The sequence below is a fragment of the Aeromonas sp. FDAARGOS 1405 genome (assembly GCF_019048265.1).
GTDB classification, from domain to species: domain Bacteria; phylum Pseudomonadota; class Gammaproteobacteria; order Enterobacterales; family Aeromonadaceae; genus Aeromonas; species Aeromonas veronii_A.
This window is the reverse complement of record NZ_CP077311.1, coordinates 3,695,109-3,707,641: the sequence shown is the minus strand read 5'-3', so window position 1 is coordinate 3,707,641 and position 12,533 is coordinate 3,695,109. Positions and strand designations below refer to the sequence as shown.

Sequence of the window (12,533 nt, the reverse complement as noted above, 5' to 3'; positions counted from 1 at the left end):
GCGGGCAGCAAGAGTAAGGACGACACATGATTGAGCAATTCTTCCGACCCGAGCAACTGGGTCAGGCTTTGGAACTCAAGGCCCGCTTTGGCAACGACGCCGTCTACATGGGGGGCGGCAGCAAGCTCAACGCAGCTCCGACTCGCACCGACAAGAAGGTCGCCATCTCGCTGGACAAGCTCGGACTTGGCCAGATTGAGCAGCAGCACGGTCAACTCCACATCGGCGCCACCGTCACCCTGCAAGCCCTCAAAGATGACCCCCGTACCCCGGCCGCCCTGTGCGAGGCGCTGGGGTTTGTCTACTCCCGCCATCTGCGCAATCAGGCCACCATTGGCGGCGAAATTGCCTGCCAGCAGCAGGACTCCCCGCTGTTGCCGGTACTGCTGGTGCTTGAAGCCGTGGTAGTGCTGGAGAACAACCAGCTGCAACCCATCGATGCCTATCTGGCGGGCCAGCGCAAGGAGCTGGTGCTGGGGGTGGTGCTGCCGGAGCCCGCGCTGCGCTGCGCCACTCGCCGCATCAGCCGTAACGCCGACGGTCTGGCGGTAATGACCGCCGCTGTGGCCCTCGATGCCCTTGGCGAGATGCGGGTCGCCGTTGCTGGCGTTACGCCGCAGCCGATGCGCCTGCGTGATGTGGAGCGCCGCTCCCTGCACGATGCCGCGCTGGAGGCGGCCGTGAGCGAGCTGGTTGCACCGCGCGAGGATCTCGGCGGCAGCGTGACCTACAAGCGCTATATCAGCGGGGTAGTGGTGGCGGATCTGCTGGTCGAGTGCCAGCAGCAGGAGGTACAGGCATGATGGAACTCAACTTCACACTGAACGGTGCCCTGCGCACTGTCATCACCCCGGCTGGCGAGAATGCCCAGCGGGTGCTGTTCAACCAGTGCCGGATGCACTCGGTGCGCAACAGTGACGACGGCTTTGGCTTTGCTGGCTCCGACGCCATTCTCTTCAACGGCAAGGTGATCAACGCCTCCCTGCTGATCGCCGCCCAGCTGGATGGATCAGAGGTGCGCACCGCCGAGTCGCTGGGCAGCTGGAACCAGCTCAGTCTGGTACAGCAGGCGATGGTAGATGTGGGCGTGGTGCAGTCCGGCTACAACGATCCGGCTGCGGCGCTCATTGTCACCGACCTGCTTGATCGCCATCCCGAACCCAGCCGTGATCAAATCGACGACGCGCTCTCGGGCCTGTTTCACCGGGACGGCGGCTACCAGCAGTTCTATCAGGCCATCGAGCTTGCCAGTTCACGGATGAAGGATCCCGATTATCTGTGCCAGATTGCCCCCGAGTTTCGTGACGACCTGCGCCACATCGGCAAGAGCTGCCCGAAAGTGGACGCAGCCAAGATGGTGCAGGCCAAGCCCTGCTACGTGGAGGATCGGGTCACCGAGGATGCGCTGGTCATCAAGATGCTGCGCAGCCCCCATCCCCATGCGGTGATCACCAAACTCGACGTGAGCCGCGCCGAAGCCATGCCGGGGGTGGTGCACGTCATCACCCACCTCAACTGCCCGGATATTTACTACACCCCGGGTGGCCAGAGTGCCCCCGAGCCGTCACCGCTGGATCGCCGCATGTTTGGCCGCAAGCTGCGTCACGTAGGTGACCGGGTGGCTGCCGTGGTGGCCGAGAGCGAAGCCATCGCATTGGCTGCGCTCAAGCTCATCGAGGTCGAGTATCAGGTGTTGTCGGCGGTCATGAGCATTGACGAGGCGATGGCCCCCAATGCGCCGCTGGTGCACGACGAGCCCATCGTCTACATGGCCGGGGCGCCGGCGGATCTCGAGCAGCAGAACGCCTGCTCGGTGCGTCGCGGCGACGAGCACATGATCATCAACTTCCCCATCGGTTCCCGTCCGCACGAGAACCTAGCCGCCAGCGTCCATGGCCAGATCGGTGACGTGGCCAAAGGCTTTGCAGAGGCGGACGAGATAGTCGAGCGCACCTACGAATCGACCCAGGCCCAGCAGTGCCCGACCGAGCCACACATCTGCTTCACCTACATGGATGGCGATCGTCTGGTCATTCACGCCTCTACTCAGGTGCCGTGGCACGTGCGTCGTCAGGTGGCGCGCATCGTCGGCATGAAGCAGCACCAGGTGCATGTGATCAAGGAGCGGGTAGGGGGCGGCTTTGGCTCCAAGCAGGATATCCTGCTGGAAGAGGTGTGCGCCTGGGCGACCAAGGTCACCGGCCGTCCGGTCACCTTCCGCTACACCCGTGAAGAGGAGTTCATCAGCAATACCTCCCGCCACGTGGCCAAGGTGAAGGTGAAAGTGGGGGCCAAGAAAGATGGCACCATCACCGCCATCGAGATGGATTTTCGCGCCAACACCGGCCCTTACGGCAACCACTCTCTGACGGTGCCGAGCAACGGCCCGGCGCTCTCCCTGCCGCTCTATCCGTGCGACAACGTGCGCTTTACCGTCAACACCTACTACAGCAACATCTGCCCGACCGGCGCCTATCAGGGTTATGGCGCGCCCAAGGGCAACTTCGCGCTGACAATGGCCATTGCCGAGCTTGCCGAGAAACTGGGCATCGATCAGCTCGACATGGTGGAGCACAACCGGGTGCACGAGGGGGACATCCTCAAGGTGCTGGGTGCCATCGGCGAGGGCAAGATGCCTACCTCGGTGCCCCATGCGGCCAGCTGCGCCCTCGAACCCATCCTCAAACAGGGCCGCGAGTTGATTGCCTGGGATAGTCCCAAACCCGCCGACGGGGATTGGCGGATCGGCCGTGGCGTCGCCATCATCATGCAAAAATCGGGGATCCCGGATATCGATCAGGCCAACTGCATGGTCAAGCTGGAATCGGACGGCACCTTTATCGTCCACTCCGGTGGCGCTGATATCGGCACCGGCCTCGATACCGTGGTGGCCAAGCTGACTGCCGAGGTGCTGCATTGCCCGCTCAGCGATGTGCATGTGATCTCTGGCGACACCGACCACGCCCTGTTCGACAAGGGGGCCTACGCCTCGTCCGGTACCTGCTTCTCCGGCAATGCGGCCAAGATGGCGGCCGAGAACCTCAAGGCGAAGATCCTGTTCCATGGCGCCGCCATGCTGGGCGAGCCGGTCGAAGACGTAGAGCTGGTTCACCCGGGCATAGTACGCGGCAAGCAGGGGGAGGTGAGCCTCGCCAAGCTGGCCCACAAGGCCGAGACCGGTACCGGCTTCGGCATTCTGGTGGGCACCGCCAGCTACATCACCTCGGAGCTTGCCTTCCCGTACGGGGCCAACTTCGCCGAGGTGGCGGTCAACGTCAGAACCGGCGAGATCCGTCTCGACAAGTTCTACGCCCTGCTCGACTGCGGCACCCCCATCAACCCGGAGCTGGCCCTCGGCCAGATCTACGGGGCGACCATGCGGGCCATAGGCCACACCATGACCGAGGAGATCTGCTACGACAGCAAGGGCATCCCGCTCACCCGGGATCTGAAGAGCTATGGCGCGCCCAAGATTGGCGACATTCCCCGCGACTTCCGGGCCTTCCTGGTGCCGAGTGACGACAAGGTCGGCCCTTACGGCGCCAAGTCCATCTCGGAGATCGGGGTGAACGGGGCGGCGCCCGCCATCGCCACCGCCATCCATGACGCCTGCGGTGTCTGGCTGCGCAAGTGGCACTTCACGCCGGAGCAGATCCTGCGCGAACTGGGCAAGCTGGAGCAAAAAGTGTCGGCATAACAAAAGAAAAGGTGAGGGGCGGGCGCCAGCTCGCCCCCAGCGCCTGACGGCGGAATGAGTACTCCGCCTACATTCTGTGTGATGGGACAAACACGATGTCTAAAACAACACGCAAGCACTCGGATCTCATTTACGAGCTGGAAGACAAACCCCCGTTTTATCAAACCCTGATGGGTGCAGTGACCCATCTGCTGGCGATTTTTGTTCCCATGGTGACCCCGGCGCTGATCGTCGGCGGTGCCCTGGGCCTATCCACCGAGATCACCGCCTATCTGGTCTCCATGGCGATGATCGCCTCCGGCATCGGCACCTGGTTGCAGGTGAACCGTTATGGCCCCATCGGTTCTGGGCTGCTCTCCATCCAGTCGGTCAACTTCTCCTTCGTCACCGTGATGATCGCGCTCGGCGGCGCCATGAAAAAAGATGGCATCCACGAGGAGCTGATCGTCTCGACTCTGCTCGGGGTCTCCTTCGTCGGTGCCTTTCTGGTGATGGGCTCCTCCTTTGTGCTGCCCTACCTCAAGCGGGTGATCACCCCGACCGTGAGCGGGGTAGTGGTGCTGATGATTGGTCTGAGCCTTATCAAGGTAGGGATCATCGACTTTGGCGGCGGCTTCTCCGCCATGAGCAGCGGCACTTTCGGCAAATACGAGCACATCGGGCTGGGGCTCTTGGTGCTCTGCGTCATCGTCGCCTTCAATTGCAGCCGAAGCCCGCTGCTGCGGATGAGCGGCATTGCCATCGGCCTGCTGGTGGGCTATGCGGTTGCCCTGATGCTTGGCATGGTGGATTTCTCCGCCCTTGAGAACCTGCCGCTTATTACGGTGCCGATCCCGTTCAAGTACGGCTTCTCCTTCGACTTTCATGCCTTTATGTTGGCGGGCACCATCTATCTGTTGAGCGTGCTGGAGGCGGTGGGGGACATCACCGCCACCGCCATGGTCTCCCACCGGGATATTCAGGGCCCCGAGTTTCAAAAACGGCTCTCCGGCGGCGTACTGGCGGACGGTCTGGTATCGGTGATCGCCTCGGCCCTCGGCTCTTTGCCACTCACCACCTTTGCCCAGAACAACGGCGTCATCCAGATGACCGGGGTGGCCTCACGCCATGTGGGCAAGTTTATCGCCGTCATCCTGGTGCTGCTGGGGCTCTTCCCGGTGGTGGGGCGCTTCTTTACCACCATACCGTCACCTGTGATGGGGGGCGCCATGGTCATCATGTTCTCGATGATCGCCATCGCCGGTGGTCGCATCATCATCAGCCACGGTTTCGATCGGCGGGAGACTCTGATTGTCGCCACCTCGCTGGGTCTTGGGCTCGGGGTTTCCTATGACCCGAACGTCTTCAAGGTGCTGCCGGCGGGTATCTACATGCTGGTGGAGAACCCCATCTGCGCCGGCGGCATCACCGCCATCATCATGAATCTGGTGTTGCCGCAAAGCCGCAAGCGCAAGGCGGCCGTCAGGGATGCCGAGGCGGTTGAAGTGATCCAGCTGAGCGACAAGCCGGATGTGATCTTTACCGCCCGCAGCGCGGGCCTGTCATCGGCCAGCAAGGGGGAGGGTTCACCAGAGCCAGTGCCCGGGCAGGCGGTGGCGCCACAAGTGGAACGGATCTGACGGTTAAACCGGCAAAAACGTCAACAGAACAAGAAAAACAGGGAAACGGTTATGAAAAACGACAACTCTGTCAAAGCGGTACGCGGCAGCTTCTTCGATATCACCCGGGTGGTGGATCAGCCCGAGGAGATTGAGTCCAACGCGCGCCTTATCGAGGATGGCCTGCTGATCATTCGCAACGGTTGCATCGACTGGTTTGGTGAGTGGGAGGAGGGCAAGGATCGCATTCCGACCGAGGTGCGGGTGCGCGATTATCGCGGCAAGATGATAGTGCCGGGCTTTGTCGATACCCACATTCACTATCCCCAGAGCGAGATGGTGGGGGCCTATGGCGAGCAGCTGCTGGAGTGGCTCAACCGCCACACCTTCCCGGCCGAGCGGCGCTACAACGATCTCGAGTATGCCCGCGAGATGTCCACCTTCTTTATCAAGCAGTTGCTGCGCAACGGCACCACCACGGCGCTGGTGTTCGGCACAGTGCACCCCGAGTCGGTAGACGCCCTGTTCGAGGCGGCGAGCCGCATCAATATGCGGATGATCGCGGGCAAAGTGATGATGGATCGCAATGCGCCCGATTATCTGCTCGATACCGCCGAGAGCAGCTATGTGCAGAGCAAGCAGCTTATCGAGCGCTGGCACGGCAATGGTCGACTGCTCTATGCCATCACACCACGATTTGCACCCACCTCGACACCCGAGCAGCTGGCGATGGCGCGGCGACTGCGCGAAGAGTTTCCCACCACCTATCTGCACACCCATCTGTGCGAGAACAAGGATGAGATCGCCTGGGTCAAATCCCTCTTCCCGGCGCACAAGGGCTATCTCGATGTCTATCACCAGCATGGCCTGACCGGCCACAACTGCGTCTTTGCCCACTGCGTCCATCTGGAAGAGCAGGAGTGGGATTGCCTGAATGAGACCGGCTCCACCATCGCGTTTTGCCCCACCTCGAATCTTTATCTCGGCAGTGGTCTTTTCAAGCTGCACAAGGCGTGGCGCAAGCAGGTGAAGGTGGGGATGGGCACCGACATCGGCGCGGGCACCACCTTCAACATGCTGCAGACCCTCAACGAGGCCTACAAGGTGATGCAGTTGCAGGGCGAGCGGCTCTCGGCCTATCAGGCCTTCTATCTGGCGACCTTGGGCGGCGCCCATTCGCTGGGGCTGGACGAGAAGATCGGCAGCTTTGCGGTGGGCAAGGAGGCGGATTTCGTGGTGCTCGACCCGGTCGCCACCCCGCTGCAGCAGCTGCGTTATGACAACTCCACCACCTTGCGCGACAAGCTCTTTGTGCTGCTGACCCTGGGGGATGACAGATCCATCTACCGCACCTATGTGGATGGCCAGCTGGTGCATGAACGGGGGTAGGGGCTGGAGTGGGCTGCCGCGGCGCAGCCCCAACGAATACGGCGGCTGGCGTACCCAACAGGAGGCCAGTCTTGCCGCACCACAGGGGATCTCCCCGCATAGAACGTGAAATGGCCCGGTTTTTTTGACCAGCAAGGCAAACGTTTGAGTCAAGGCTGCCTGCCCTGGTCTGTCTGTCGCATCCTCTGCCGCCATCGCCTGTTTCTCATCAGACTGGCGCTCGGCAGACCCGCAGATCCTGTCGCCATTTCGTCATGGAACATTCAGGCGCGTGTGAAGGAGTTGGGTATGACCCAAGCAAACAGCAGGACAAACAGCGTGGAACAGCTGGCCGATGATGACGCCAGCCAGAGCGCAGCAAAGCAACAGCCGCTCACGGCTCTTGATCGCTACTTTATGATCAGCGAGCGGGGCAGCAATGTCAGACAGGAGGTTCTGGCGGGCCTCACCACCTTCCTTGCCATGGTCTACTCGGTGATCGTGGTGCCGAGCATGCTCGGCAAGGCGGGCTTTCCTCCCGGCGCCGTGTTTGTCGCCACCTGTCTGGTGGCGGGGTTCGGTTCGCTCTTGATGGGGCTCTGGGCCAAGCTGCCGATGGCCATCGGTTGCGCTATTTCCCTCACGGCGTTTACTGCATTCAGTCTGGTGCTGGGGCAGCAGATCCCCATTCCGGTGGCGCTGGGCGCCGTCTTCCTGATGGGGGTACTCTTTACCGCCATCTCGGTGACCGGAGTGCGTAGCTGGATCCTCGACAACCTGCCGATGGGAATTGCCCACGGCACCGGCATCGGGATCGGTCTCTTCCTGCTGCTTATCGCCGCCAACGGGGTGGGGCTGGTGATCAAGAACCCGCTTGAGGGGCTGCCGGTGGCGCTGGGGGCCTTCACCTCGATGCCGGTCATCATGTCCCTGATCGGCCTTGCGGTGATCTTCGGGCTGGAGAAGCTGCGAGTACCGGGGGGGATCCTGCTGGTGATTATCGCCATCTCCATCTTCGGCCTGATTTTCGATCCGGCGGTGAAGTATCAGGGCTTGTTCGCTCTGCCGAGCCTCTCCGACGATCAGGGCAAGTCCCTCATCTTCAGTCTGGATATCATGGGGGCCCTCTCGCCGCTGGTGTTGCCCAGCGTGCTGGCGCTGGTGATGACCGCGGTATTTGATGCCACCGGCACCATTCGCGCCGTGGCGGGGCAGGCCAACCTGCTCGATAAGGAGGGTCACATTATCAACAGCGGCAAGGCGCTCAGTGCCGACTCGGTCAGCAGCATCTTCTCCGGCCTTGTGGGGGCGGCACCGGCTGCCGTCTATATCGAATCGGCAGCGGGCACGGCGGCGGGGGGAAAAACCGGTCTCACCGCGACTGTGGTCGGTGGTCTTTTCCTTCTGATGCTGTTCCTCTCGCCGCTCTCCTATCTGGTGCCCGCCTATGCCACCGCACCAGCCCTGATGTATGTAGGGCTCTTGATGCTGAGCAATGTCACCAAGCTCGATTTCAACGATTCGGTCGGTGCCATGTCCGGGTTGGTGTGCGCCGTCTTTATCGTGCTCACCTGCAATATCGTGACCGGCATCATGCTTGGCTTCAGCTCGCTGGTGATCGGCCGCATCTGTTCGAAGGAGTGGCACAAGCTCAACGTCGGCACCGTGATCATCGCCCTGGCACTGGTACTCTTTTATGCTGGGGGGTGGGCTATTTAGGGATAACCCGCCCGTTTGGGGCCGCACTGGCGGCCCCATTTTTATATCTGCTTATGTTTGCGGCGCTCAGCCCGCCCACGCAGGCTATCACGCCTCGGCCGTCTCCGCAGTTGGGGGGCATCGCGATACCATTTTGATAAATCCTCCTACCAGATTGATAGGCTCCCACCCTTGCTCTCCTCGCTCTGCCGCTTTTTTCACCGCCGACGGGCCACGTTTGCTAAGGGGCCACGCTTGGCTTGTCGCTGCGAGCCAACAAAAGCGGGCTAGATGGGATCCCCTTCACACTTCTCCCCATTCTCCTGACGATGGCGGGAAACAGGCGCATATCTTGCTGTTTTTTATGCCGGTTCCAGATTTTTCCATTCGAAAAAGGACTTGCATATGTCCATAGGATTACCGCTCAAGCGGGTGGATGCCGAGGCCAAGGTGACCGGCAGCGCTCGCTATACCGATGACAACATCATGCTCGGGATGCGCCACGCCAAGTACGTGCGCAGCAATATTGCCCACGGCAAGGTGCTTGCCATCGACGCGACCGAGGCGCTGGCCCTGCACGGGGTCGAAGCCGTGTTTACCCATGAAGATGTGCCCACCACCTGTTTTCGCACCGCCGGTCACGCCTGGTCTCTCGATGAGGCGAAACGGGACGTGAAAGACCGCCGTCTGCTCACCGACCATGTACGCCACTTCGGCGATGGCGTCGCCATCGTGGTGGCCCGGGATCCGCTGGTGGCCGAGAAGGCTGCCGCCCTGGTCAAGGTGACTTACGAGCCGCTGCCGGTGATGACGGATGCCCAAAGCGCGCTGGCCGACGATGCCTATCCCATTCACCCGAGTGGCAACCTGCTGCGCCAAAGCCAGCTTCGCGCCAATGATCCGGAACAGGCAATCGCAGCAGCGGATCTGCAGTTCCAGGCGCACTATCAGACGCCGGTGGTACAGCATTGCCATCTGGAGACGGTGACCTGCTACGCCTATATGGATCAGCCGGACCACATCATCGTGGTCAGCAGTACCCAGATCCCCCAGATAGTGCGCAGCCGGGTGGCCAAATCTCTCGGCCTGCCCTGGTCGAGCGTGCGGGTGATCAAACCCTATATGGGCGGCGGCTTTGGCAACAAGCAGGATGTGCTGGAAGAGCCGATGGCGGCGTTTCTGAGCTACAAACTCGGCGGCGTGCCGGTCAAGGTGACCTTGAGCCGGGAGGAGTGTTTTTTTGCCTCCCGCACCCGCCACGGCTTTGCCATCGATGGCAAGATTGGCCTCAACCGCGACGGCACCCTCAAGGGCTATCAGCTCGACGTGCTCTCCAACACCGGCGGCTATGCCTCTCACGGCCACTCCATCGCCAGCGCCGGTGGCAACAAGATCAGCTACCTCTATCCGCGCAGCGCCTTTGGCTATGACGCCAAAACCTTCTACAGCAACCTGCCCACCGCCGGTGCCATGCGCGGTTACGGCGCGCCGCAGGTGATCTTTGCCCTCGAGTGCATGCTGGACGATGCCTGCGCTGAACTCGGGTTAGACCCGCTCGATGTGCGGATCGCCAACGTGGCGCGGGAAGGGGACGTCAATCAGGTCAACCAGAAGACCATCTACAGCGCCGGGTTGCCTGAGTGTCTGCGCCGGGGGGGCGAGCAGTTCCAGTGGGATCGACTCAAGGCCGAGTGTCTGGGGCAGGATCCTCACCTTAGGGTGCGGCGCGGCATCGGGGTTGCGTGCTTTAGCTACGGCTCCAACACCTATCCGGTGGGGGTGGAGATCGCCGGTGCCCGCATGCTGCTCAATCAGGATGGCACCGTCAATCTGCAGATCGGCGCCACCGAGATAGGGCAGGGGTCGGACACTGTCTTTGCCCAGATGGCGGCCCAGACATTGGGCATTCCGTTTGAGCAGATCCGGGTTATCTCGACTCAGGATACCGACATCACCGCCTATGATCCTGGCTCGTTCGCCTCGCGTCAGAGCTATGTGGCGGCCCCCGCCATCCATCAGGCGGCGCTGCAGTTGCGGGCCCGCATTTTGTCGCTGGCGGCCCAACTCTGCCATCAGGATGTGGGGTCATTGACTCTGATCGACGGTTACGTGGTGCTGGCCGGTGCGCCGGACAAGGTGCTGATCAGCGTCGCCGAGGTGTCGGTCAACGCCTACTACCACCTCACCATCGGCGGCCAGATCACCTCCGAGGTCTCCCACAAGACCACCACCAACCCGCCCAGTTTCGGCTGTACCTTTGTCGATCTCAGCGTCGATATCGATCTCTGCAAGGTGACCATCAATCGCATCATTAACCTGCACGATGCGGGCAAGATCCTCAATCCGCAGCTGGCGGAGGGGCAGGTACACGGCGGCATGGGGATGGGGATTGGCTGGTCCCTGTTCGAGGAGATGATCATCGACGCCAAGACAGGTGTGGTGCGCAACCCCAACCTGCTCGACTACAAGTTCCCCACCATGCTGGATTTGCCGGAGCTGGAATGTGACTTCGTGCAGACCTACGAGCCCCAGTCGGTCTATGGCCACAAATCACTGGGGGAACCGCCCATCATCTCGCCGGGCCCCGCAATCCGTAACGCCATTCGAATGGCGACCGGGGTCGCCATCAACGAGTTGCCCATCACCCCCAAAACCCTGTTCCGGGAGTTTGTCGCGGCGGGTTTGATTGGCGAGGGATCAGGGGAGAAGCAACACCATGTTTGATATTGCCCGTTACTACAAGGCGCACAGCGTGGCCGAGGCGGTCGCCCTGCGCCAGGCCGACCCCGAGGCGCGCCTCTTGGCCGGTGGCACCGATGTGATGATCCAGCTTCATCACCTCAACGCCGTCTATCGCCATATCGTCGATATTCACGACTTGCCCGAACTCAAAGGGGTGAGCGAGTTGCCGGACGGATCGATCCGTATCGGCTCCGGCACCACCTTTACCGAGCTGATTGAAAACGAACTGGTGCAGCGCCGCCTGCCAATGTTGGCCGAGGCGGCCGCTACCATCGCCGGCCCGCAGATCCGCAACGTCGCCACCTATGGCGGCAATATTTGCAACGGCGCCACCAGTGCTGACTCGGCGGCGCCTACCGTCGCGCTGGAGGCCGAGCTTGAGATTGCTGGTCCTAACGGCACACGCCGCATCCCCATCGCCGGTTTTCATACCGGCCCAGGCAAGGTTGCGCTGCAACCGGCGGAAATTCTGGTGGCATTCCACTTTGCCCCGGACTCGCACCCCCAGGTGGGCTCCCACTACTTCAAATACGCCATGCGCGATGCCATGGATATCGCCACCATCGGCTGCGCCGCCTACTGCCAGATTGAGGATGGCCACTTCAAGCGCCTGCGGCTGGCCTATGGGGTGGCGGCCCCGACCCCGGTGCGCACGCCTCACGCGGAAGCGGCAGCCGAAGGGCAACCGCTGACTCGCGCCACACTGGCCGCGATTGCCGAGGCGGTGGTGGCCGATGTGGCGCCACGATCCTCCTGGCGGGCAGAGAAGGAGTTTCGCCTGCACCTTATCAAAACCCTGGCGCAGCGGGTGGTCGCCTGCGCAGTCGAACGTGCCGGAGGGAAGATCCTATGATGCAACCGCAAAGCTGTCCCGCCGTGGAGATCCAGTGCGAGATCAACGGCAAGCCTTACTCCTATGCAGTGCCGCCCACCATGTCGCTGCTCCACTTCCTGCGCGGGCAGGGGCTGATCAGTGTGAAAGAGGGGTGCTGTGTCGGTGAGTGCGGCGCCTGTACCGTGCGGGTGAATGGCACCGCTATCGACAGTTGCCTCTATCTGGCGGTGTGGGCCGATGGCAAATCCATTCGTACCGTGGAGGGGGAACGCAAAGGTAACGAGCTCTCCGACGTGCAGCAGGCCTTTATCGACGAGGGGGCGGTGCAGTGCGGTTTTTGTACCCCGGGCCTCGTGATGGCGAGCGCGGCATTGCTCGACAAGACCGAACGCCGTCCGCTGACCGATGCGGAGATCCGCCGCGGGCTGTCGGGCAACCTCTGCCGCTGCACCGGCTATCAGAACGTGGTGCGGGCGGTGAAAAAGTGCTGCAAGGGGTAACTGACTGGGCGTAATTACCCTGAGTGCTGTTGTTTGAAAAAGGAAACAAGCCGCCCAAAAACACAGGCCCGTCTCGAAAGAGACGGGCCTGCTGC

The 12,533-nt window shown here is 61.9% G+C and carries 8 protein-coding genes; all 8 read left to right on the top strand.

The features are described from left to right. The first annotated feature begins 26 nt into the window (after window positions 1-26). The 8 genes from ygfM to xdhC all read left to right on the top strand — a co-directional run bounded on the left by ygfM (window position 27) and on the right by xdhC (window position 12,438). Window positions 27-803 carry a molybdopterin-dependent oxidoreductase FAD-binding subunit gene (ygfM, locus tag I6L35_RS16945; RefSeq protein WP_204383217.1) on the top strand — a complete coding sequence of 259 codons (777 nt, stop codon included), beginning with the start codon at window positions 27-29 and terminating at the stop codon, window positions 801-803. Beyond that, window positions 800-3,697, top strand: a complete 2,898-nt coding sequence (locus I6L35_RS16940; protein ID WP_216978831.1) for a molybdopterin-dependent oxidoreductase Mo/Fe-S-binding subunit — start codon at window positions 800-802, stop codon at window positions 3,695-3,697. Before ygfM ends, I6L35_RS16940 begins: the two co-directional genes overlap by 4 nt. A 95-nt stretch (window positions 3,698-3,792) precedes the next feature. After that, window positions 3,793-5,316, top strand: coding sequence for a nucleobase:cation symporter-2 family protein (locus I6L35_RS16935; protein ID WP_216978830.1), 1,524 nt, complete (start codon window positions 3,793-3,795; stop codon window positions 5,314-5,316). A 51-nt stretch (window positions 5,317-5,367) separates the two neighbouring features. Further along, window positions 5,368-6,684 (top strand): guanine deaminase, encoded by a 1,317-nt coding sequence (gene guaD, locus I6L35_RS16930; RefSeq protein ID WP_216978829.1) that lies wholly within the window; start codon window positions 5,368-5,370, stop codon window positions 6,682-6,684. Between the two features lie 396 nt (window positions 6,685-7,080). Next, a complete protein-coding gene (locus I6L35_RS16925; RefSeq protein WP_254203418.1) occupies window positions 7,081-8,382 on the top strand; it encodes an NCS2 family permease in 1,302 nt (433 codons plus the stop codon). A 384-nt stretch (window positions 8,383-8,766) separates the two neighbouring features. Beyond that, entirely contained in the window at window positions 8,767-11,085 is a 2,319-nt protein-coding gene (gene xdhA / locus I6L35_RS16920) for a xanthine dehydrogenase molybdenum-binding subunit XdhA (protein ID WP_216978828.1), read from the top strand. Then, entirely contained in the window at window positions 11,078-11,956 is an 879-nt protein-coding gene (xdhB, locus tag I6L35_RS16915) for a xanthine dehydrogenase FAD-binding subunit XdhB (RefSeq protein WP_216978827.1), read from the top strand. The genes xdhA and xdhB overlap by 8 nt, the downstream gene beginning before the upstream one ends. Continuing rightward, the gene (gene xdhC, locus I6L35_RS16910; RefSeq protein WP_058056839.1) at window positions 11,953-12,438 is read left to right on the top strand and encodes a xanthine dehydrogenase iron sulfur-binding subunit XdhC; all 486 of its coding nucleotides are present in this window, start codon (window positions 11,953-11,955) and stop codon (window positions 12,436-12,438) included. Before xdhB ends, xdhC begins: the two co-directional genes overlap by 4 nt. The last annotated feature ends 95 nt before the right edge of the window (window positions 12,439-12,533 follow it).

Bases quoted from the DNA above. Each gene is read 5' to 3' on its own strand.
- I6L35_RS16935 (WP_216978830.1), top strand. From the start codon at position 3,793: ATGTCTAAAACAACACGCAAGCACTCGGATCTCATTTACGAGCTGGAA.
- I6L35_RS16940 (WP_216978831.1), top strand. From the start codon at position 800: ATGATGGAACTCAACTTCACACTGAACGGTGCCCTGCGCACTGTCATC.
- xdhA (WP_216978828.1), top strand. From the start codon at position 8,767: ATGTCCATAGGATTACCGCTCAAGCGGGTGGATGCCGAGGCCAAGGTG.
- xdhB (WP_216978827.1), top strand. From the start codon at position 11,078: ATGTTTGATATTGCCCGTTACTACAAGGCGCACAGCGTGGCCGAGGCG.
- ygfM (WP_204383217.1), top strand. From the start codon at position 27: ATGATTGAGCAATTCTTCCGACCCGAGCAACTGGGTCAGGCTTTGGAA.
- guaD (WP_216978829.1), top strand. From the start codon at position 5,368: ATGAAAAACGACAACTCTGTCAAAGCGGTACGCGGCAGCTTCTTCGAT.
- I6L35_RS16925 (WP_254203418.1), top strand. From the start codon at position 7,081: ATGATCAGCGAGCGGGGCAGCAATGTCAGACAGGAGGTTCTGGCGGGC.
- xdhC (WP_058056839.1), top strand. From the start codon at position 11,953: ATGATGCAACCGCAAAGCTGTCCCGCCGTGGAGATCCAGTGCGAGATC.